Here is a 21,307-nt window from a genome sequence, read left to right as displayed (position 1 = left end):
CCAGTAGCGCGGCAGCTATCAGGCGCCCAATCGCTGTTCGGTGATCGCGGCCGAGTCGTGCCCGTTTGTCGGGAGCGTGTGTGCAGAGTGGAACACTCTCACAGGGGCCGGAGGAAGGTCGAGCTCCCTGCGCGCCGCGTTGACGAATTGTTCGAAAGCAGTCCCTGCTGGCTGGCGCGCCTGGCTCCACTCGATGCGGTCTTGAATCCGTCGGTCGGTTGCGGCGGAGAACAAGGCTCCGAGTGCTTCGTCGAGATCTGTGACCGCCACGACGACGTCAGTGGACCCGTGGAGCCACACGGCGGCTACCGCGCTGTCCCAGGCCGCGAACCCTCCCGAACGGGTGTGTTCGATCAGGGCTTGAAATGCTGCTGCGTCGGTATCGGTCAGGGCGACTACACGAATCGCTTCGTAGGTGGCTTGGAACTGTTCGATGACGCGTTGATAGCTAGCGGTCTTCTGATCGCGGCGCCAGCGAGTCGACTCGGATCGTGAATCCCACAACCGCCCGACCATGACGCCGACCAAGCCGGCCAACGCCGCGAAGAATGCTGCCGTCATTGTTCCCCCAACTTGCCCCTCCTGCGCAAGGGATAAGAGCCAGTCTACGGCCATTGTGCAGCATTGCCAGGCACTATTCGTCAGGAAGCGTTCTGTACCAGCGGATCTCGCTCATCTACGAGCGCAGCCGGTCGATCCGAGCATGGCGATCGTCCAGGAACTGCAACCAGGGCAGGCATACCAGTCCCTCCGGGACTGCACCCGAGCAAGAGTGCGCAGCTAGCGTATTTTCCGCAGCTCAGGTGATAGGTGGTGTAGAGGTGGTACCACGCGCCGGGGTGAGATAGCGGTTACACAATCCTCGAACCCCGGGCACGAGAGGAGACGACCGTGTCACCTCTCCCGTCCCTCTCCCGTCCGGGAGTCGGTCTGTCTACGCCCGCATCGCTATCACCGGCCCGTCCAAGCATCAGGTAGTGCCGATGACCGAGTGCGCGGCGAAGACAGGCCAGACACGGCGGGATCCTGGCTCGACCCTGCACGCGGCCACACGGCACTCGCAGGCCACCCACCAGCCAGCCGCGTCCCTTTCATCTCAGGTCAGTACAGCTAGCCGACGAAACGACTGGAGTTTGTAGATGGAGACTGACAGCATGGCAATCTATGGGTGAACCCGGGGAACCTCAGCTGATCGCAAAGCTAGACGGCTATGAGATAGTGCTTGACCGACAGACCGCTACTGGTCAGATCCTTCGGCCTGGTCGCCTAGCCGTGGCTTTCCCTCTGAGTGATAACGCACCGTTCGAGCCGACATCTCAAATTGCGAAAACCACATACCGCGTACGAGAGCGCACCCTGACGATCGAGACCACCACTGGCGATCAGATTGTCGCCGAGATTCCCATTCGGGACGACCTGAATCCGTGTGGGGACCGTCCGTCGGTCTATCTCGATCAAAATCAATGGAGCGCCCTCTACAAGGCCCACCAGGTCATCGGTGGCATAGCCCCCAAGGAACAGCGAGCCGCTGAATGGCTGATTGAGCAAACTGAGAACAAGCGAATAATTCTACCCATATCCTCAGGTCATATGTCCGAAACTTGCCAGTGGAGAAACGGCGGTGAGCGATACGCGCTCGCAGTGCAAATGCTGAGACTCAGCGCTGGTTGGCAACTTCGAGACCCATTGGCGGTCCGCCATGACGAACTAGCCGCATCTATGCTGGGCGTGATCGGAAATCGCGATCAGCCCGCCTTTCGTCCAGTCGTAACTCTTGAACCTTTTGCAACCCACGCGGGACGTCAGGAGCCGAATACGCCCATTACCAATGATTTGGCAGAATTTGGCTTTGAGTTGGACACTTTGATATCAACAGCATCCCTTTTTGACACATTATTGGACACCGAGTCGATAAGTCAGAATCCAGGTTCCGGCTGGGTTGAACGCAATCAGAGGTTCACTGATTGGCTTGGAGCTCAGGAGAATCGCGGCCGAGAGTTGGTCCGCAAGCAAACGTACGCTTTCTTCTTCGCAGACACATATAAGGAGATAGCGACAGCCGCGCAGGCCGCTGGAGTGTCTCCCGAGCTCATGGGTTCTTGGGTTTTGTCCCATATGGAGACTGAAGTGAGCAAAATGCCGAGCCTCGGGCTGTTTAGAGAGATATTTCATGATAAGCTAGTAGACAGTCGAACCAGCTGGAACAGCAACGACCTAAATGACATATTTTACCTGACCTGCGGAATGGCATATTGCGACTATGCTGTCGGAGAAAAATATCTGATGAGCAGGGCCAGGCAATCGCTGCAACGACTGGGACGCCCTTTCAACATCTTTCGGCGGCTCAGCGACTGTGTGCCGGTTCTCGCGGATCGAATTGGAGAGCGTTTCGATGGTTAGCGCCTGACGAGAATGAAGTTACGCATCCGTGACGGGAAGCGTCGAAGAAGGCCAACCAGCAACATCATGGCGTTCTGGGCAGGCTGATATCATTCCTCACGTCGTAGTCTATTGTGCGGCAGCAAGTTCTGCTCTGGTGGAGTTTTTTGCCACGGCGTCGACGAATTTGCCAGACTCAGACGTAGCGCGGGCGCCCCAGCAGAGTCGAATACTGAAGTCGGTCACCGAGCCCTGCGCTCTCGACGTGCGTGGCGACAATCTTGCGCTCGTCCGCAGAGATTGTCGAGCCGAGGACGATCTTTTCTACAAACGCCTCCAGGTCGAACTCGACATGAATGCCGCCATCTGGGACCTGGACACCGAACTCCTCCGCCATCCGAAGCGAGATCGCCAGGCGGAACTCCCTCTCCCACTCGAACGCCCGGTGCTTGAAGAAGAAGCGGTTTAGCATTCCGGTGTCATTCATTCTGACCTCGGTGAGGTCAATATATTCAACCGGCGCGGCGATCAGCTGCTCCACGTCACAATCCGGACTGAGCCTGAATGGCTGGAATGCCGCGCGCATGCGCTCGGGGGTGGTGCAGATGGCGATACCCTTGTGCTCATCGGCATAGAGCTTCCACATCGCATCACTTTCGTATGAGGCCCGATGCCAGCAACTGATCTTGGTAAGCCGCTTGAGCGCGAAGAAGGCGTGCTCCAAGGCGGCGTATGGGGGACCGACGTCGTGCTCGCCGACCTGCACCGAGACCGCGCCTTCGAACGGATCGTGGAACTGTGTGGCTGCCGCGAAGTAAAGAGTTGATGTTTTCAGCGTCGATATAAAACGGTCCCTACGAAGATACTTCCAGACCGGTCCGTCCCACTCAACATTGCGACCCTCAAGCTTTAGCACGAAGACCTCCCGATGACCAGCGCGTCTGCGCCCAGGCCAGCCACTGTCGACGGTCGTAGCTTAGCCATAACTGGCTCCGCCGCACCGTTGAAACGACGGGTAGCTTCCGGACGTGCCGGATGAATTTGCGCCGCCGTCTGTCCTGAGTACGTCACCGAGCTAGCATCAGCAAGGACCGTTCGGGCTGAGGTTCTCTCAGCGCCGGCACGGTACTGAGTTCGCACCGTGGTGAATGCGAACACGGACAGCGGACTGATCGCGACCACCCAGGACGCAACAGCGCCGCGGCCAGGTCGCCGATTCAGCTATGCCGCGACCGCGTGGGACGCGCGCGTCGCTACCGGTCGAGGATTTTGTGCAGCAGGCCGACCACCGCAAGTGCGACCCCGACTCCTACACCCACCTCGGTGATCACCCCGATGGCCGTTCCGGTCGCGCCTGCAGTTGCGAGGATCACGAACCATCGCAACGGCAACCGATCGGGATCGGGCTGCGAACCGGGCTGGCTCGCGGTGCTAGCGGTCATGTGACGACGCCTTTCGCTCTTTTGTCCACCAGATCGGGACGGTCGCTGATGGCCGTCCACTGGTATCCACCCTCGTACGCTCACCGGGTCGTCGTCTATGTTCGGCGATACATCACTTTGTCAGGGGGTTATCATTTCTGAAACCAACAAGACCGTGACCATGCTCAGCGTTCCGCCCTTCGGCGGCCCTGGAACGGGCGGCCAGGTCATCGCCGACGCCGATGGGGCCGAACGAGTTGTGGTCACCTACGACGATGCCCCCGGGCCGTGGAAGTACACGGCTGAAGGTCGCCTCGTGAACGGATCGCCGATGATCACAGAACTGCTGGTGAGCCAGCGTGATCCGTCCGCACCCGTACCGATCACCCTCACCGGACTTCGTCGCGTACAGCTGCACCCGATCCTCGACCGCGTAAAACGCTCCTTGAAAACCAGGTGGGAGAATCGCGTCTCGCAGCTGCTCGGCGATGCCCGAACCCACGTTCCCAAGTCCGGCCGGTCTTGGCCCGCAGAGCATTACATGCAGGTCGCGTGGTGGTATATCGAGGCCGAAGCCGACGGTCGCGCCGCCCGCAAAGCGATAGCCGAACACTGGGATGTTCAGCCCATCACGGCGAGTCGCTGGCTGAGGGAGGCGCGCAAACGCGGCTACCTTGCGCCCTACGCTGCGGGAAAGAACGAGCGCAGCGACGAGGACCTGTGGTCGAGACAGCGGTTCGCCACGTCTACCGTCGAGATGTCGGTGGTCCGCGCTTTCCTCGATCGGACAGTGACCGGCGCGGTGAAGGATTCGCCGGAGACCGCGCTGGCCACAGTCGTGGACGTGCTGCTCACGCTGGGGGGCGAAGCGATCTCGCGTGCCACACGAATCGAGAACGCCAAGGAAGAACTCGGTGTCCAAGCTTTTCTTGAGTATCTATTCGCGTTCGCAGAGCAGTCCGAGACTGAGGTAGTGCGTGCGAGCGCCAAAGCATTGGTGGATGCGCTGAACGACCGATGATCGGTTTACGGTGGTGAGTTGATCCCGGGGCGAGATGTTCGTTGGCATCGTACCTGGCTGACTGTACTGCTTCTCCGGGCTTCCGGACGCAAAATGGGTGACTCGACATCGTCATTGGGTCCAGGCACTGTGTTTGTTGTTGGGGACCAAGGCCGCAGTCCGCACCCTGTACAGTTCTGGGATGGCCGATGCAGAATCGCCGCTTGGGCGCCGATTTATTGATGATTACTCCGCTTGGTTGGGGCTCCGCGAAACGGATCACTCCAACAACAGGACCTATTTCGAGTCTGCGACTATCGTAGTGGACACTAACGTGTTACTTGACTTGTATCGAGTTTCTTCCGCAACGCGCCGTGAAATAATTGATGTACTATCTAAAATCCAGGATCGCCTTTGGATTCCACATCAAGTCGCTCTTGAATACAGTCGAAATCGCGGAAGTGCTGTAGTCGATCGAAATAAGCAGTTCTCGGACGTTAGAAGCGCTCTCAGAAATTCCGAATCCGGCGCGATAAGCAAGCTGGAGACCGCATTGACGAAGCTAATTAGATTTCGCGAAAGAAACCGATCAGATCGAGTCTGGGATCCGGAAAAATTTGGGGTGGATCCCTCTGGCCTGAAACGTCGAATTCAAGGAGTTTGGAACGATGCGCTGGCAGAGGTGGATGCGCTTGAGGCGGAGATAGAGCTGTCTTTCGAAGATTTGACTGCAGATCCTGTTCTCGAACAGCTCGATCAGATCCTGTCCGGCAGGGTTGGTCCGGCCCCGACGGCTCACGATCTGCAACGGCATGTCGAACACGCGATAGGGTTTCGCTACCCGAGTCAAATCCCTCCAGGATATGAAGACGTCGAGGAGAAAGACACACCTCTACGTCAAGCAGGGGATTATCTACTGTGGCGCCAGATAATTGAAAAGCTAAGCACATCCGATTCGATTGATACTCAACGCATTCTACTGGTAACGGGTGACTTTAAATCTGACTGGTGGGTATTGGATCGCGCAGGCAATCCTATAAGTGCACGGCCCGAATTGGTCGATGAGCTGCGACAGGAGGCAAATGCGGATCTCCTGATGCTCTCATTAACGCAACTTCTCCGGGGTGCCAAAGATTATCTTGACTATGATGTTTCTGACGAGGCGATCTCGGAAGTGCAGGAGCACGTTGAAGAGGATGCCCTCAGAGAACTACTGCCCGACATTGTGCGTGGTAGCAGTGCGCCGATCAATTTGCATGAGCTGAGTCATAACGCTTTTGCGCAAGTGGTCTTTTTTCTTCTGGTGTCAATGGGCTGGGAAGTTTCTCGCCATTTCATAGGCGCAGAAGCGGGAGTAGACTTCATCGCCACAGATACTGACGGCGCGCGTGTGGGTATCGAGGTGAGCTTGCGGCGAGCCAAGTCGAGAACCATACGCCGCGATATCTCCATGTTTGCAGATCGTGTGAGCGAATTGAAAAACGATATAGACCGGTGCCTCTTGATTACGACGGCAACCTGCAACGCAGAGACGGAACACTATGCGCGGGATAGATATCAGATGCAAATAATAGACGGTCACGCCTTCTGTGAACTGCTGAGGACCCACGGAGAAATCGACGCGTACATTCCCGGCAGCTAATTGCGTTTGTGCTGTGCCTGGCGGTGCCGCGATTGCGCCACCAAGGCGCAAAAAGTCGGAGATGCCACCGAAGTCGCGAGCTTCTGCATCAAAGATGCTCTTGCACATCACAATTGCACCTCCACTGGTGGTCGGGCTCCGCAGACGTCCTCCGGTCGTCAGCGACGGATTGTGTGTTCCTAGCCCCGCTCACCGGGGTGGTGCCTGATCGAGTGTTGGGTGGCAGGCTCCGAGGGGTGCGGTAGCCCGCATGCGATCGCTCCGACCGTCTGGCCCGATGTTGTCCTGATAGATCAGTGATTCCGTCCGCGAGGAAGGTTCGGTGTTTAGGGCGCAACCCACCTCCAAGGCCGCTGTCCTTGGTGCCCACGCACACAGGCCAGCCGGTAGTCCGCCTGGAGGCGGGCGTGCTCGGAGACAGCGGCGTGACGCAGCGCAAACAGACACAGCTCGAAGGATCGGAGGTCGCGGATTACCAGGTAGCCCTCCCAGTTGGTGACGTCGGAGCCGTAGGCGTCGGCGAACCGTTCCCACCGTGCTGGTGGGTCCGAGAGGGTGTCGGATTGGAAGGCGACGGTGGCTTGATCCCATTGCGGGGGTCCGATGCAGCAGCGTTCCAGGTCCACGACGTGTCCACCGGTGGGTGCGGCCATGGTGTTGGCTGGGGAGGGGTCGCCGTGGATGACACACCATGGGCTCGGCCACTCCACCGCGTCCCACCGGGCTGCGATGATTTCGGCGTAGTCCCGCAGCCATGCCTTATCTGTGTTGTCGGTGAGGCATTGGTCGATGCGATCGGTGAAGTCGGGCAGGGTGAAGCGCGGTAGTCCGAGGTGGCTGGGCACACGCAGCGTGTGCAGCCGCGCGAGCATCGCCCCGGTTTCGGCGGCCTCGGCCGGGCCGCCTGATCCGAGGTCTTCCCAGAAGGTGACAGGCCGTTCCGCCACCATGACCGGGTCGGGTACCAGGGGTTCGGGTGCGCGAACGTGGTGGGAACGCAACCAGTCCGCCGCGCGGAGTTCCCGGACCGCCGTCGCGAGTTCGCCGCGTTGATGTATACGGATGATGGTCGCGGTGTCGGTGCGCAGCATGGCGTTGTCACGCAACCGGATCGGATCGATCCGGGCAGCCGGGACCTGGGCCCGGACGCAGGCCACTCGGGCCAGTGCCACGATGTCTTTGCTTCTCATGATGGTTCGTCTCTTCTGGTCAATGACCGGTAGCGAGTGCTGCGGCGGTCTCGAACAGGCCAGCGGAGTTGGCACCCTTGATCAACACGACATCGCGACCGCGCAAACCTTCATTGAGCAGGGCAAGCACTTGGTCTTTGGTTTCGACGTGGGTGACCTGGGTCGAGCCCGCGTCGCGAGCGGCGGTAGCGATGAGTTCGGCGTGATGGCCGCCGACGGTGATCAGGGTGTCGATACCCAGATCAGCGACGTGGCGTCCGATCGTCGTGTGCAGGGCGGGTGCGGTGTCGCCGAGTTCGCGCATCTCTCCGAGCACCGCGACAGTGGGTCGGACCGTGGCGGCGATCGTGGCCAGTGATCGCAAGGCGGCTTCGACACTTTCCGGTGAGGCGTTGAACGCATCGTTGATCACGGTGACCCCGTCCGGGCGCTCTGTGACCTCCATCCGGCTACCCGATACCAACCCCACACCATCGAGACCGATAGCGACAGTAGAGAATTCGACACCCGCACTCAAGGCCAGCGCGGCTGCGGCGAGTGCGTTGGTCAGGTGATGTTCACCGACCACGCCGAGGGTGACCGGTGCGGCGTCGTCGCCGTGGCGCAGGATGAACTGTGCGCGGGCGCTGGCATCGAGTGTGATGTCGGTGGCGCGCACGTCGGCGTTCGGGTCGGTGCCGAATCGCAGGACCTGGGCGCGGGTGTGCTCGGCCATGGCGTCCACTAGTGGGTCATCGGATAGCCATAGACCCACTCCGCCGGATCGACATCAGCGACAGCAGCGGACAGGGCGGCATTGGTCTCGATGAGCCAATCGGGCTCGATGCGGGTCTTCGTTCGCGTCATGCCTCCATTTTATTGAAGGAATGTATAAAGGAACCCTCCTTGGGGTCGGGGTGTCTTGGTACACCTGGTTGGAGCAGGGGCGTGACATCAGGGTGTCGGGGGAGGTGCTCGACGCGGTGGCGGGGGTGTTGCGGTTGAGTGCGGCCGAGCGGACGCATCTGTATGTGCTGGCCGGGCTCAATCCGCCGGTGGCGCGGGGGTCCGCGGTGGAGGTGACCGCGGAGATTCGGGCGCTCATCGATGGGTGGGTGCGTGGACCCGCGGTAGTGCGGGATCGGTACTGGAACATCGTGGCGTTCAACGTGCTCGCGGGGCGGGTGTTCGGGTGTGACGATGGCGAGCCGCACAATTGCCTGGTCACGTTCTTCACCAGTCCTCGTTATCGCGAGCTGCCCGACCTGTGGTCCGATGCCGCACCGGGTGTGGTCGCCGCCTATCGCGCGGACGCGGCCCTCGTCCCGCACGACGACGAATTCCAGCGCGTAGCAAGCGAACTCGCTGCTGCCGAGCCGGAGTTCGCCGAGCTCTGGGAGCGACACGATGTCGGTGCGCCTGTGCAAGCCGTGAACGCCCTGCACCACCCGGAGGCCGGGGATCTCTACTTCGACGCCACCACGCTCACCGTCGCCGACCATCCCCACTGGTCACTGGTGCTCTACAACCCGAAACCGAACACCGACACCGCCGACCGCCTGGCTGCCCTCCCCCGACTGCGCCTCTCCGAATCCGCGTAGCGATCCGGTGCGGGTGCGGAACCCGGATCGGCGCGACAGTGCCGACCGTCCCGCAGTACCGTCGATCCTGGTGGTGGCACACCCCTGATAACTGCGCACTGCCTGCTCGGGCTGCCACCCGCCAGGCTGAGTTCATGACGCACAACGGTTCTCGATTCGATGGCAAGACCGCGCTGATCACGGGCGGTAGTAGTGGGATGGGGTTGGCTACCGCGCATCGTCTGATCGCGGAGGGGGCTCGGGTCGTGGTGACCGGACGCGACAAGAAGCGCCTCGACGCGTCGGTCGCCGAGCTCGGTGGGCAGGCGCACGGAATCGCCGGTGATGCCACCGATCTCGACGATCTCGACGATCTCGCCGCGGCGGTGGCCGACCGCTTCGGACACCTCGATCTCCTGTTCGCCAATGCGGGCATCGGCTCGTTCCAGACGATCGAGCAGGTCACCGGCGAGCTCTTCGATCAGGTGATCGGCAGCAACCTCAAGGGCGCCTTCTTCACCATTCAGAAGGTTCTGCCGCTGCTCCCCGACCACGCCTCGATCGTCATCAATGCCTCCTTCGGCCTGCACCTCGGGGTCTCGGGCTCTGCCCTCTACTCCGCGAGCAAAGCGGCCGTCCACAACCTGACCCGCGCTCTCGCCGCGGAATTGGCGCCACGGCGAATCCGGGTGAACGCGGTCAGCCCCGGCTACATCGACGCCCCGGCCTTCCGCGCGGAGCTCTCCGAATCCGCTCGGCAGGGGGTCGCGGCCCTGTCCCCCGCGGGTCGCGTCGGCACCGCAGAAGACGTCGCCGCCGCCGTCGCCTTCCTCGCCTCGGCCGACGCCGCCTTCGTCAACGGTCACGACCTGCGCGTGGACGGCGGCCTCACCGCAATCGGCGCATCGGCGCTGGTGTAGGCCGGCTCAGCGCAGCGCGGCGCGTCCGCGTATGCGGCCGAGCACCACCAGCACCACCAGTGTGACCACGACCAGGACCGTGGTTCCGGCCGCGGCGTCGAAGACTTCGCCACGGTCGGTCTGCGCGAAGATGCTGACGGGCAACGTCTTCCAGGTGGCGGGGTAGACCATGATGGTCGCGCCGAGCTCGCCCATGGACAGGGCGACCGCCAGGCCCGCTGCCGCGCCGAGAGCGGGCAACAGCAGCGGCAGGGTGATCTGGCAGAGGACGCGAACAGGGCCCGCGCCAAGGGATTGCGCGGCCTGCCGGTAGGCGGGGTCGAGCCGATCGAGGGCGGCGGAGACGGCGCTGAAGGCGTAGGCCAGAACCAGGACCGCATGGGCGACGATGACGATCCATTTGGTCCCGCCCAGGAGCACCGGGCGTTCGTTGAAGGCGATGAGGACGCCGAGACCGACCGCTACCGACGGGACGGCGACCGGGAGGTGGAAGACGGCGTCGGTGAGACGGCGCAACCAGGTGGGCGCCGCTCGGGAGGCCAGAGCGGCCCAGGTGCCGAGGACGAGGGAGATGGCGCCGGCGAGCAGGGCGGTTTGCAGGCTCACCGAGAGGCTCGCCGCCTGCTCACCGCTGAGCGCGTTGCCGATATTGGTGAAGCCGAGGTCCGACGGCAGTGGGCCGGTCCAGCTGCCTGCCAGGGCGGCGGCGATCACGGTGGCGATCGGGGCGACGAAGACCACCGCGACCACCAGCCCGAACACGCCGAGTACCAGCGCTTTTCCGCGAGAAGTCCAGACGAGCACGATCATTGCTCCTTCGGGCGGGCGATGAACCGGGCGAACACGAACCGGTAGACGAGGTAGAGGCCCAGCGAGAGCAGCACCTGCACCGAGGCCAGCACCGCCGCACCGGGCAGGTCGAAGGTGACGATGCCCCGGGTGTAGATCAGCGCGGGCAGCGTGATGACGCCCTTGGCGCCGGTGAACAACACGATGCCGAATTCGTTGAGCGTGAGCAGCAGCACCAGCGACCCGCCCGCCGCGAGCGCGGGCCACGCCTCGGGCAGCACCACCTGCCGCAGCACCCGCCACGGCGAAGCGCCGAGACTCGCTGCCACATCGAGTTGTTCCCGGGGCAGCTGCGCGAACGCGGCCAGCACCGGGCGCACCACGAACGGGGTGAAGTAGGTGATCTCGGCCAGGATCACACCGAGCGGGGTCGTCAGAAAGTCGATGACCGGTGTGGTGGCGCCGGTCAATTCGGCGATCAGGGCATTCACCGCACCCGCCGTCCCGTAGAGGAAGGTGAAGGCGAGGGTGATCAGGAACGAGGGCAACGTCAGAATCGTGTCGATGAGCCTGCCGACCAGACCGGATCCGGGAAACGGCACGAAGGCCAGCACGATCGCCAGGAACGTGCCGAGCACCAGACACCCCGCCGTGGCACACACGGCGATGGAAACGGTGCGCCACAACGCTTCCCGGAACGCTTCGGAGCCGAGTACCGACGTCCACACCTCGGTGCCGCGCCCGGTCGGCGTCCGGGTGGACTCGGTGAGCACCCGCAGAATCGGATACCCCGCGATCCCGAGCACCACGAGCACGGGCGGCAAGGTCCACAGGATCGGCAACCACGACCGGCGAGGTGCGCGATCTTTCGACAGCGGCGACGCGTCGGGCCGATCGAGAACGACAGCGCTCACGACAGCACCTCGCCGATGCCCCGTTCGGCTACGAGCGCTTTCATGACTGATCCGCTGCGGGCACGGAACTGCCTGCCGTAGTGGCTGTCTCGCCGATCGCACGAGGGATGAGCACACCCGCCGGGTCCGGAAGCTTCACCCCGACAACGGCACCGGCCTCGGTCGTGAAATGCCCCGATACGTCGGCCGCGAGCGTGCCGGGTAGCCCGTCGACCGACAGCTCGACCCTGGTCGTGGCACCACGCCATACCGAGGTCGACACAGTGGCGCGCAAGGCGTCCCGCTCGCCGGGTTTGCCGACGGTGATCGTGTGCGGGCGGATACACAGCAGCGCGTCGTCGTCGGGCGCCCACTCCGCCGGTCCCACACCGGGTTGCGGCGCCTGGGCGCGCAGGGTGTTGGTGCCCGCGGTGACCAGGGCCGCGGTGCCGGTGACGTGGTTGACGGTGCAGGGCACCAGGTTCGCGCCGCCGAGGAACCCCGCGGTGAAGTCGGTGGGCGGGCGCTGCCACAGGTTTTCGGCCGTGTCGATGTCGACGAGGCGGGCATCGCGCATCACCGCGATCCGATCCGCCAGCGCCAGCGCCTCGGCCTGGTCATGGGTCACGTACAGCATCGCGGTGTCGGGCAGCGCTTTGCGCAACGCCTGCAACTCGCCGAGCATCGAATGGCGCAATTGCGCGTCGAGCGCGGCCAGCGGCTCGTCCAGCAGCAGGACGCTGGGCTTGATGGCCAGCGCACGGGCGATCGCCACCCGCTGCTGCTGGCCACCGGACAACTCACGGGGGAGCCGCTGCGCGTAGCCGCCCATGCCGACCATGTCGAGCGCCTCGGCGACCCGTGCGGCGATCTCCGCCCGCGGCACCCGATGCGATTTCAGGCCGAACGCCACATTGCTGTGCACGCTCATGTGCGGGAACAACGCGTAGGACTGCACGACGACACCGATCCCCCGCTTGGCGGGCGAGAGATCGGTGACGTCGCGGCCCGCCAGCCGGACCGCGCCCGAGGTGGGCCGGACGAAACCGGCCAGCGCCTTGAGCGCGGTCGACTTGCCCGAACCACTCGGGCCGAGGAGCGCGACAGTCTCACCGACGGCGACGCGCAGGGTGAAATCGGCCAGCGCGACGGCGGCCTTGCGGCCGCGGCCGTAGCTGACCCCGACCCGGTCGAACACGATCGCGGGTTCGGTGGTGGCCGCCACGGACATGGCGGATCTCATCTGGAGGTCACCGTCGGACATCGTCAACTCCCTTGTGTCACAGCCGCAGTCAGCTGCCGGTTGCCTTCTGGTACGCCGCGACGTCGGCGTCCAGCTCGGTGAGCACCTTGTTCCAGTCGACCGGGACCACCTCGACACCCGTCATGGCGGCGGCCGGACCACCGTCGGCCGGGGCAGGCACATCGGTGCGGGGCGACACGGCGAACGCCTCGGGGCCCAGTTTCGCCTGCGCGGCCGGGGCCATCAGGAAGCTCATCAGCTTGGTGGCGTCGTCCTTGTGCGGTGCGCCCTTGGCCAGACCCATCATGTACGGGACGGCCACGGTGGAACGCTTGCCTGCGGCGGCCGGGAAGAAGACGGTGAACTTGGAGCCCTTCTCCTTCACCGTGGTCAGGTTCATCTGCACGTCGCCGTTGGCGATGAGCAGCTCACCCTTGTCGACCTTGGCCTGCAGTTTGCCGGTCGAGGACGACGGGCCGACGTTGTTGGCCTGCAACGCGGCCAGGTAGTCGAGGGCGGCCTGCTTGCCACGCAGCTGCTGCAGCAGCACCAGTACCGCGGTGCCGTCACCGGCCTGGCCGGGAGTGGAGTACTGCAGCTTGCCCTTGTACTCCGGCTTCAGCAGGTCTTCCCAGGTGAGCGCCGAGGCGTCGACCGCGGGGTTGGCGATGAAGCACAGGAAGTTGTTGGCCAGGGTCACATAGCTGCCCTCGGCGTCCTTGGCCGCGGCAGGTACAGCGGCGGTGTCGATGCCGCTGGGCTGCAGCAGACCCGACTGCTTGGCCTTCTGGATGAACGGGGGCAGCGTAACGACGACGTCGGCCTGCGGGTTGGACTGTTCCTTGTCGACCCGGTTCACGACCTCGCCGGAGCCCGCCTCCACCAGGTTGACCGCGATGCCGGTCTCCTTGGTGAACGCGTCGAACTGGGACTTGTACCAGCCGCCGACACCGTCGGCGGAGTACACGGTGACGGTCTTGCCGTCCGCGGATTCGGTACCGGTGCCACCGCAGGCGCCGGTGAACGCGACGGCGGTGACGCCGGCCAGCAGCAGCGCGACCTTGGACAGGCGGCGCGCGGTGAGGGAAGTACGCACGATGACAGCAACTTTCGTCTCAGATGTCGGGGGAATCGCAGGGGCGGGTGGATCGGAGGGCGACGCCGCGGCGAATACCGCGACGGCAGGTTCGTGAGCGAGCAGCGGCTCTCAGTGCGCGAGCACCAGCTCTCAATGCGCGAGCACCAGCGCCGGGAACTCGGCGACCGACGCCACGACGTGGGTGGCGCCGGCGGCGCGCAGCTGCTCGGCGGTGTGCGCGCCGGTGAGGGTGCCCGCGACGATGCCCGCGCCTGCGGCCAGGCCGGTGGCGATATCGCTGGTGGTGTCACCGAGCACGGCGATCCGGTCGACGGCGTCGACGCCCAGGCGCAGCGCGGCGGCCAGCACCATGTCGGGGTAGGGGCGGCCGCGTCCGGCGTCGGACGGTGCGAGGGTGAGGTCGACCAGGTCTGCCCAGCCCAGCGCGGCGAGGAGTTTGTCCTGCGTGCTCCGGCTGAATCCGGTGGTCAGCGCGACCCGGACACCGGCCGCACGCAGTGCGGTGATCGCGGCCACCGCACCGGGAATCGGCGCGATATCGGCCCCGTCGACCAGTGCTTCGTAGGCGGTTTCGAAGGCTCGGTTGGCGTGGTGGGCGGCGGCCTCGTCGCCGTCGAGCAGCGCGCGGAACACCTCGATCTTGGACTGGCCCATGGTGTCGACCACGTAGCGGCGGGCCTGTTCCCGGCGCGGGCCCTCGGGCTCGATCCCGGCGGTGGTGGCGGCACTCTCGAAGGCGCGCAACACCAGCCCGCCGTCGGCGACGGTGGTGCCCGCCATGTCGAGGGCGGCGAGCTGAATCTTGTTGTTCGACACAGGTGTTCCTCACAGTCCGATCTGGTCGGCGGTCTGTTCGCCGATGGCGGGGCCGAGCGTCATACCGCGACCGCCGGGGCCGGTGACGACCCAGACGTTGGTATCGGCGCGCACCCGGGTGACGACGGCTCCGGGGTCGACGCTCTGGCTGTAGACGCCCGCCCAGCGCCGCACGATCGGCGGCAGCTTGCGGCCGAGCAATTCCTCGGTCACCTCGGTGAGGTGGTCATAGGGTGCTTCGTCGACGTCGAAGGCGAACGGCTCGACATATTCGTGGGTGTCGCCGATGGTCAGGCCACCGTGCAGGCGCTGCACGCACAGCAGCTGCATCTTGTGCTCGGCGGCGGTCGCGGTCTGCGATTGCTCGGCGGCCAGCGAATCCAGCTGCGGGCCCGCGAAACCCGGGTAGTAGCGGAAGCTGTCGCCGTCGGCGATCGCGGTGGTGAGCGGTTCGCCCAGCGGGGCGGTCTGCATCATCTGCAGCCGCACGCGGCGCACCGGCAGTTCGCCCGCCAGCTCACGAGTGAGCCCCGAGTGAGCGGCGCCGGGGCAGTGGACGACCAGGTCGGCCTCGTGGCGGCGACCGTGATCGTCGACGACCACCGCGCCGGAACCGGTGTCGAGGACCGCGCGGGCCTCGGTGCCCTCATGAAAGGTGTAGCGATCGGAGGCAGCCATGTGGGCGCGCAGCGCGGGCAGCGCTTGCCGCGACTCCACGGCGGCATCGGTCGAGCAGTGCAGGCCCGCAAGGTATTTGCCGCGCACCGCCGGGTTGATCGCGCGCACCTGGTCGGGGTCGAGCAGGGTGAAGCCACGGGCATCGGCGGAGTCGCCGGCAGCCGCGGCCTCGGCGACAGCGAGTTCGGCGGGGGTACGCACCAGCGTGATCGAACCGGCGGGCCGGAAGCCGACGCCGGCCACCCGGCCGCCGATCTCCTCCCACAGCTCGCGCGAACGCAGCGTCAGCTCCAGCTCGTTCGCCGACCGGCCCGAGACCCAGACCAGGCCGAAGTTGCGGACCGTCGCGCCGCGGGCTTCGCGCTCGCGTTCGAGGTGCACGACCTCGTGTCCACGGGCTATCGCCGCCCAGGCGTGGGCGGTGCCGAGGATCCCTCCACCGATGATGACCAATCGCATGCCACCGATAGTGGCAAATGGTCTAGACCGATAGGTGTGGGCCGCGAGAACGGCAAGTTAATTTTTGGTATAGACCAATCCGGGTAGGGTGGACAGCATGGATTCGCCGCAGACGACCCGAGTTCCGAAGGTGTTCCTGGTTCGCACCGAAATCGATCTGCTGCTGGCCGATCTCACCGAGGGCGACCCGGTGCCCTCCGAACGCGACCTCGCCACCCGCTTCGGCGTCGCCCGCGAGACCGTGCGACAGGCCCTGCGAGAACTGCTGGTGGAAGGCAGGATTCGCCGTCAGGGCCGCGGCACGGTGATCTCCCGCCCCAAACTCACGCAGCCACTGTCGCTGCGCTCCTATACCGAGGGCGCGATCAGCCTCGGCCGCACCCCCGGCCGCATCCTGGTGGCCTGGGAAGACGTCGCCGCGGACGCGGCGACGGCCACCGACCTCGAGGTGGAGCCGGGCACCGAGGTGATGCACCTGGAGCGGGTACTGCTCGCCGACGGTGAACGTGTCGGACTGGAGAGCACCTACCTGCCGCTGCACCGCTTCGCCGCCCTGCGCGGCAGCTATGACCCCACCACTTCGCTGTACGCCGCGATCCGCGCCACCGGCGTCGAACTCGCCGGTGCGCGCGAACGCATCGAAACCGTACTCGCCGCCCCGCGAGAGGCGGGTCTACTCGAATGCACCACCGCACTACCGATGTTGCTGCTGCACCGGCGCAGTGTCGACGCCGACGGCGCACCCATCGAACGGGTGCGCTCGCTCTACCGTGGCGACCGCATCGCCTTCGAGGCGAGACTGTCACCGGAGCCGGCGTAGCCCCTCACTGCTCGGGCAGCCGCCGCCGCCCACCGGCCACATCGGTGACCAGATCTGTGTAACCATCCACAAGCTCGGCAAGGTGGTACCAGTGCTTGTGGGTGTTGTCACTTCGCGCGCCGTCGATGTCGATCGCCTGATTGGCATCCACCCAGCTACGCGCCATCCGGTCGACGACCGCACCGAGACTTTCGGTGTGCAGAGAGGCGCCGTTGCGATGCAACGGGATCTCCTGGACACACCAGTCGTTGATATCGTCGACGAGTTCACTTCGACGGCAATCGATCTCGGCGATCAATGCCGTATCACGCACCTGCCCCCGCCGTTCGTGCAGTTCAGCGAGTGCGTGCGCTGACCGCAACAATTCGCGATCTTGAAATCGCCGCCCCTGAAATGCGCACAACAATTGCGGAGCGGTGGGCAGTATGCCCATCACCGGCGCGCTCATCGCACGGCCCCGAATTCACCCGACACCCAAGATTTGTCTACCAACATGATTGGCTCTCGATTCGGTTATCCCGGTCATCTGTTTGGATTGTTCGCAACCAGGCTAACTGGATCATGCTCGCTCAGAAGGCGAAACGCAAGATTGCGTTATCACTCCTGCAGTAAAGCCGCCCTGACAGAACTTGGAGTCACATGCGCAGCGCCGCACGGTCTTCCGGCGCGCCTCGCGGACTCGCCGAACACCATGGCAGGCCCTATGCCGCTGTCTTCGCCGAACGCGTGACACAGCGGCCTTGCAGCGCAATAATGCGTTTCATGGCAGGCAAGCGCACGACCCTGACCGTCCGGCTCCGCAGGCTCGCGGCCATGTTGCGCGAGTTGCGCGAAAGCGCCCAGCTGAGCAAGGAAGACGTCAGCGCGCGAACCGGAATCAACGTCACCACGCTCTACCGGATCGAAATGGCGCAGGCGCGCCCACAACGTCGCACTCTCGGCGCCATGCTCGACCTGTATCAGGTCGACGACAAAATGCGCGAGGAAGCGCTCAGCTTGCTGACCGACGCGTTGAAACCCGGCATGTCGCGACCTTACGAAGGCGCGGTGTCGGAGGTGTATGCGAATTACATCAACTTCGAGGCGGAAGCGTTGTCGGCCAGGCAATACCAGACCTCGACGGTGCCCGGCCTGCTGCAGACCTTCGAGTACGCCGCCGCCGTGATCGACACCTCGATGCCACGCCTGGATGCCTCGGTGATGGAGAGCCGGGCGCAGGCGCGCATGGATCGCGCCATCAACCTGACCAAGGACGACCCGCTGGAATTGTGGGTGGTGATGGACGAGGCGGCGATCCGCAGGGTGGTCGGTGGACCCGCGACGATGGCAGGCCAGCTCGACCGGCTGCTCGACGAGACCAAGCGCAAGAACGTGATCCTGCAGGTACTTCCGTTCGACGCGGGCGCGCACCCCGGCATGGCGGGCTCGTTCACGCTGCTCGACTTCCGCAATCCCGTCGACCCCGAACTGGTGTACGTGGAGAGTATGTCCGTGCACGATCTGGTCGAGGGGCACTCGGAGATCCGGCGATTCGGCGTGATCTTCGACCAGCTGCGGGCGATGGCGTTGAGTCCCCGCGATTCGGCCAAGCTGATCACCGAGGCACGGGACGCGATCACCCGGTCCGCGTCCGCTCAGTAGCGGCTGGCCCGGCGGAAACCGATCGCGGCCGGTAGGGCGAAGATCGCGATCGCGCCGAGCGACCACGCCAGGGTGGCCAGCAGCGGGCCACGCACCGGCCCGCCGAGCGAGAGGCCGCGCATGGTGTCGATGGCGTGCGTGAGCGGGTTGTGCTCCACGATCGGGCGCGCCCAACCGGGATAGGCGGCGAGCGGGACGAATCCGGTGCTGAAAAACATCAGCAACGACGAGCCCAGCGAAACAACCTCCACCAGTGCGGCTCTAGCCGTGTACACCGCCAGAGCGGTGACCATCGTCGCGAAGCCGAGTCCGTACAGCACCGGGATGGCGAACAGGGCGATCGCGGCGGGCAGGCCCTGGGTGAAGCGGAATCCGAGCGCGATGCCGACCGCGAAGATCACCATGGTGCACACCAGGATCCGGACGCCTTCGGCCAAGACGCGCGACAGCAGACCCGAGGCGCGATGGACCGGCAGTACCCAGAATCGGGACAGCAGTCCCTCGTCGCGCTCGCGGCCCAGGGTGACCGCTCCGGCCAGGGAACCCGACATCACCCCGACCAGTGCGACCATCGGGACCGACCCGTAGAGGGCGTCGGCGCCCGCGAACGACGACACCTGTTTGCCCAGTACGGCATTGAACATCACCAGCAACAACGCGGGGAAGAGCAGGGCCTGCATCACGGTCAACGGGTCTCGACCCCAGCGAGTCAGCAGCCGCCGGGTCTGGATCACGGTCTGCGGTAGCAGCATTCGCAGCGACTCGCTGTGCCGCGCGAGGGCGGGCAGGGGAAGGGTTGTCATGCGGCCCGCCGGGCGGCATGGCGCCAGGACAGACCGCCGCAGACCACCAGGATGCCGAGCGCCCAGGCCAGACCGGGGCCCAGGGTCGCGAGGTCGACGGTGCCCGCGTCGCCGGTGGAATCGCCCGCCAGCGCGCGCAGGCCGTCGACGAACTGGGAGACGGGCTGATTGCGAGCGAAACCCTGGATCCAGCCGGGAAATTGGCTCGCGGGCGCGAAGCCGGTGGACACCATGCCGAAGATCAGCTGGGGCAGGACGAGGATCTGGGTGGTGGCCTCGGGACTGGCGGACACGCTGCCGAGCAGATCGGCGCCGCAGCTCAGGGCCGTCGCGATCAGCAGCGAGAACGCGAGGAAGCCGACTGTGTGCCACCAGCTGCCGTAGAACCGGAACCCGATGACGGCGCCGCAGACGAGCGCGGCGCCGACCGCGATCACCGCGCGGTGGGCGGCCGCGGTGATCCTGGCCGCGAACGGGACCCAGCGTGGCATCGGCAGGGTCGCGAACCGGACGTCGAGGCCGTCACGGGCATCGGTGGCGGCACGGAACGCGGCCGAGATGGCGCAGAACGCCACGGCCTGCATGACGATCATCGGCATCAGGAACTGGGCGTAGCTGCTCAGGCCGTGCCCGTAGACGGTCATCACGAGGTTGAGCGGGACGTAGAAACCGAGGGTGAACACCGCGGGGGCGAGCAGGGCGGTGAGGATCTCACCGGTGCGCCATGCCGGACGGATCAGCCGTCGCGCGAGCACCCACCACTGGGTGAACACCACCGTCGGCGCGCGGTCGGGCGTGAGCTCGTCGGCGATCGGCACGCCCCCATCGTGGTCGATGCGCGCGGTGGTGCCGGGGAACCCGGTCAGCATGTCGTGCGCGCGGAGGGCGGGGCGGTCGCGAGGATGCGGGCGATTTCGGGGAGGACGTCGGGTGCGGTGAGTTCGCGCGGGGTGGCGTCGAGGACGAAGCCGGTGACCGCGCCCTCGACGTAGGGGCGCCACCGGCGAACTGTGGCACCGGGGTCGAGGCGATCGGTGCCGCCGGGCTCCCGGCCCGGGATGCACACGGTGAGGTCGCCGAGGAGCCACGAGGGCCGGTGCCCGGCCACCATGCGTGCGGCTGTGGCGCTCAGGTCGGCCAGTCGGTCGAGATCGTCGCCGGTGACGTCGATCGTTCCCGCCATGGCGGCATTGATCGCCGCGGCGGTGTCGTCGGAGGTCGGGGTTGTCGAGCCTTCCACAGCTGCGTCGAAGGCCGGGCTGTCGACACCGAGCAGCGAGGCGATACGGTCGGCCGGCAGCGGCGCCGGGGCGGGCGCCTCGGGGTCGGTGGCGAGAACGACGACACGGACTCGCTCGCCTGCCGCACGGAGCCGAACCGCGACTTCGTGGGCGACGAAACCCCCTGCGGACCAACCGAGTAGCTGGTACGGGCCGTGCGGGGCGATGCGGCGGATCTCGGCGAGACAGCGGGTGGCGTAGTCGCGGATCGTGCGCGGTTCGGCGCTCGCCTGCAGACCGTAGATCGGGACGCGAGGATCGAGGTGGGCGACCAGGCCCACATAGTTCCAGGCCAGGACCGCTTCCCCGGCCAGGCAGAACAGCGGTGTGCCGTCGACATAGGCGCTGTGCGGGCGGATCGGCAGCACCATCGCCGTCGCCGCGGAATCGGCACGCTCGCCGACGGGTGGCTCCGTCGAACAGGAATCGGGCCGACCTGCCGTCCACCCGCAGGCGGACGGCAGGTCGGCCGGATCGTCAACGGTGCTCACAACACATGATACGTCGCACGAAACCCCCAGCAGCCCAATACTTTCGGGGGCTTCCGCCACAGACCGACCGCGCATCCGAACTCCTTCGCCGACCCGACCACAGATGGTGTGAGTTCCACTGTCGCGCGGGACGGCCCCGACCCCAACCCTCCCCGGGGCCCGGTCTCGCCCACCCAGGTGGCGG

The 21,307-nt window shown here is 65.2% G+C and carries 23 protein-coding genes; 7 read left to right on the top strand and 16 right to left on the bottom strand.

The genetic code is table 11. The annotated features are described in order from the left end of the window. Positions 1 to 18: 18 nt before the first annotated feature. Positions 19 to 561, bottom strand: a complete 543-nt coding sequence (locus tag ACWDXS_RS22990) for a hypothetical protein (RefSeq protein ID WP_449968509.1) — start codon at positions 559 to 561, stop codon at positions 19 to 21. A 711-nt stretch (positions 562 to 1,272) separates the two neighbouring features. Between ACWDXS_RS22990 and ACWDXS_RS22985 the strand changes: the two genes are divergently transcribed. Continuing rightward, positions 1,273 to 2,400 (top strand): hypothetical protein, encoded by a 1,128-nt coding sequence (locus ACWDXS_RS22985; protein WP_449968507.1) that lies wholly within the window; start codon positions 1,273 to 1,275, stop codon positions 2,398 to 2,400. Between the two features lie 175 nt (positions 2,401 to 2,575). On the opposite strand, the gene ACWDXS_RS22980 is transcribed toward ACWDXS_RS22985, so the two are convergent. Continuing rightward, a complete protein-coding gene (locus ACWDXS_RS22980) occupies positions 2,576 to 3,295 on the bottom strand; it encodes a DUF2971 domain-containing protein (protein WP_449968504.1) in 720 nt (239 codons plus the stop codon). 337 nt (positions 3,296 to 3,632) lie between these two features. Beyond that, a complete protein-coding gene (locus ACWDXS_RS22975) occupies positions 3,633 to 3,821 on the bottom strand; it encodes a hypothetical protein (RefSeq protein ID WP_449968501.1) in 189 nt (62 codons plus the stop codon). Between the two features lie 97 nt (positions 3,822 to 3,918). Between ACWDXS_RS22975 and ACWDXS_RS22970 the strand changes: the two genes are divergently transcribed. Beyond that, entirely contained in the window at positions 3,919 to 4,821 is a 903-nt protein-coding gene (locus tag ACWDXS_RS22970) for a hypothetical protein (RefSeq protein ID WP_449968498.1), read from the top strand. Between the two features lie 181 nt (positions 4,822 to 5,002). After that, positions 5,003 to 6,442: a PIN-like domain-containing protein gene (locus ACWDXS_RS22965; protein ID WP_449968495.1), complete on the top strand. Its 1,440-nt coding sequence runs from the start codon at positions 5,003 to 5,005 to the stop codon at positions 6,440 to 6,442. Between the two features lie 326 nt (positions 6,443 to 6,768). Here ACWDXS_RS22965 and ACWDXS_RS22960 read toward each other — a convergent pair whose 3' ends face one another. Genes ACWDXS_RS22960 through ACWDXS_RS22950 form a run of 3 tightly spaced genes read right to left on the bottom strand, consistent with a single transcriptional unit; the run spans position 6,769 to position 8,478 of the window. Next, positions 6,769 to 7,632, bottom strand: coding sequence for a phosphotransferase enzyme family protein (locus ACWDXS_RS22960; protein ID WP_449968492.1), 864 nt, complete (start codon positions 7,630 to 7,632; stop codon positions 6,769 to 6,771). Positions 7,633 to 7,651: 19 nt separating this feature from the next. Further along, positions 7,652 to 8,347: a glutamate ligase domain-containing protein gene (locus tag ACWDXS_RS22955; RefSeq protein WP_449968490.1), complete on the bottom strand. Its 696-nt coding sequence runs from the start codon at positions 8,345 to 8,347 to the stop codon at positions 7,652 to 7,654. An 8-nt stretch (positions 8,348 to 8,355) separates the two neighbouring features. Beyond that, a complete protein-coding gene (locus ACWDXS_RS22950; protein WP_449968489.1) occupies positions 8,356 to 8,478 on the bottom strand; it encodes a hypothetical protein in 123 nt (40 codons plus the stop codon). A 20-nt stretch (positions 8,479 to 8,498) separates the two neighbouring features. On the opposite strand from ACWDXS_RS22950, the gene ACWDXS_RS22945 reads away from it, so the two are divergent. Together ACWDXS_RS22945 and ACWDXS_RS22940 are read left to right on the top strand one after the other, a co-directional pair. Then, the gene (locus tag ACWDXS_RS22945; RefSeq protein WP_449968486.1) at positions 8,499 to 9,212 is read left to right on the top strand and encodes a helix-turn-helix transcriptional regulator; all 714 of its coding nucleotides are present in this window, start codon (positions 8,499 to 8,501) and stop codon (positions 9,210 to 9,212) included. A gap of 134 nt (positions 9,213 to 9,346) precedes the next feature. Further along, positions 9,347 to 10,111: a glucose 1-dehydrogenase gene (locus tag ACWDXS_RS22940; RefSeq protein ID WP_449968485.1), complete on the top strand. Its 765-nt coding sequence runs from the start codon at positions 9,347 to 9,349 to the stop codon at positions 10,109 to 10,111. 6 nt (positions 10,112 to 10,117) lie between these two features. On the opposite strand, the gene ACWDXS_RS22935 is transcribed toward ACWDXS_RS22940, so the two are convergent. The 6 genes from ACWDXS_RS22935 to ACWDXS_RS22910 form a co-directional block, all read right to left on the bottom strand. Then, the gene (locus ACWDXS_RS22935) at positions 10,118 to 10,921 is read right to left on the bottom strand and encodes an ABC transporter permease (protein ID WP_449968483.1); all 804 of its coding nucleotides are present in this window, start codon (positions 10,919 to 10,921) and stop codon (positions 10,118 to 10,120) included. Then, positions 10,918 to 11,814 (bottom strand): 2-aminoethylphosphonate ABC transporter permease subunit, encoded by an 897-nt coding sequence (locus ACWDXS_RS22930; RefSeq protein WP_449968480.1) that lies wholly within the window; start codon positions 11,812 to 11,814, stop codon positions 10,918 to 10,920. The genes ACWDXS_RS22935 and ACWDXS_RS22930 overlap by 4 nt, the downstream gene beginning before the upstream one ends. A gap of 40 nt (positions 11,815 to 11,854) precedes the next feature. Next, entirely contained in the window at positions 11,855 to 13,057 is a 1,203-nt protein-coding gene (locus ACWDXS_RS22925) for an ABC transporter ATP-binding protein (RefSeq protein ID WP_449968477.1), read from the bottom strand. 28 nt (positions 13,058 to 13,085) lie between these two features. Further along, the gene (locus ACWDXS_RS22920) at positions 13,086 to 14,132 is read right to left on the bottom strand and encodes a 2-aminoethylphosphonate ABC transporter substrate-binding protein (protein ID WP_378992234.1); all 1,047 of its coding nucleotides are present in this window, start codon (positions 14,130 to 14,132) and stop codon (positions 13,086 to 13,088) included. A 132-nt stretch (positions 14,133 to 14,264) separates the two neighbouring features. Further along, complete coding sequence (locus ACWDXS_RS22915) at positions 14,265 to 14,951, bottom strand: phosphonatase-like hydrolase (RefSeq protein ID WP_449968474.1); 687 nt, start codon at positions 14,949 to 14,951, stop codon at positions 14,265 to 14,267. A gap of 9 nt (positions 14,952 to 14,960) precedes the next feature. Further along, positions 14,961 to 16,088 (bottom strand): TIGR03364 family FAD-dependent oxidoreductase, encoded by a 1,128-nt coding sequence (locus ACWDXS_RS22910; protein WP_378992230.1) that lies wholly within the window; start codon positions 16,086 to 16,088, stop codon positions 14,961 to 14,963. 97 nt (positions 16,089 to 16,185) lie between these two features. Between ACWDXS_RS22910 and ACWDXS_RS22905 the strand changes: the two genes are divergently transcribed. Continuing rightward, positions 16,186 to 16,908: a GntR family transcriptional regulator gene (locus tag ACWDXS_RS22905; RefSeq protein WP_378626415.1), complete on the top strand. Its 723-nt coding sequence runs from the start codon at positions 16,186 to 16,188 to the stop codon at positions 16,906 to 16,908. Positions 16,909 to 16,912: 4 nt separating this feature from the next. Here ACWDXS_RS22905 and ACWDXS_RS22900 read toward each other — a convergent pair whose 3' ends face one another. Then, the gene (locus ACWDXS_RS22900) at positions 16,913 to 17,272 is read right to left on the bottom strand and encodes a DUF4254 domain-containing protein (protein ID WP_101468584.1); all 360 of its coding nucleotides are present in this window, start codon (positions 17,270 to 17,272) and stop codon (positions 16,913 to 16,915) included. Between the two features lie 398 nt (positions 17,273 to 17,670). Between ACWDXS_RS22900 and ACWDXS_RS22895 the strand changes: the two genes are divergently transcribed. Beyond that, entirely contained in the window at positions 17,671 to 18,549 is an 879-nt protein-coding gene (locus ACWDXS_RS22895; RefSeq protein ID WP_378655165.1) for a helix-turn-helix domain-containing protein, read from the top strand. Here ACWDXS_RS22895 and ACWDXS_RS22890 read toward each other — a convergent pair. From ACWDXS_RS22890 to ACWDXS_RS22880, 3 genes are read right to left on the bottom strand one after another with little or no spacing between them, the layout of a single operon-like run. Then, on the bottom strand, positions 18,543 to 19,352 hold the full coding sequence (locus ACWDXS_RS22890; RefSeq protein WP_449968468.1) for an ABC transporter permease: 810 nt from the start codon (positions 19,350 to 19,352) through the stop codon (positions 18,543 to 18,545). The two genes, ACWDXS_RS22895 and ACWDXS_RS22890, sit on opposite strands and share 7 nt — an antisense overlap. Continuing rightward, complete coding sequence (locus ACWDXS_RS22885) at positions 19,349 to 20,221, bottom strand: ABC transporter permease (RefSeq protein ID WP_449968466.1); 873 nt, start codon at positions 20,219 to 20,221, stop codon at positions 19,349 to 19,351. The genes ACWDXS_RS22890 and ACWDXS_RS22885 overlap by 4 nt, the downstream gene beginning before the upstream one ends. Then, a complete protein-coding gene (locus ACWDXS_RS22880; RefSeq protein ID WP_449968463.1) occupies positions 20,215 to 21,123 on the bottom strand; it encodes a thioesterase domain-containing protein in 909 nt (302 codons plus the stop codon). The genes ACWDXS_RS22885 and ACWDXS_RS22880 overlap by 7 nt, the downstream gene beginning before the upstream one ends. Between the last annotated feature and the right edge of the window lie 184 nt (positions 21,124 to 21,307).

This window comes from Nocardia sp. NPDC003183 (genome assembly GCF_053590715.1).
This window is presented reverse-complemented; position numbering and strand designations above follow the sequence as displayed.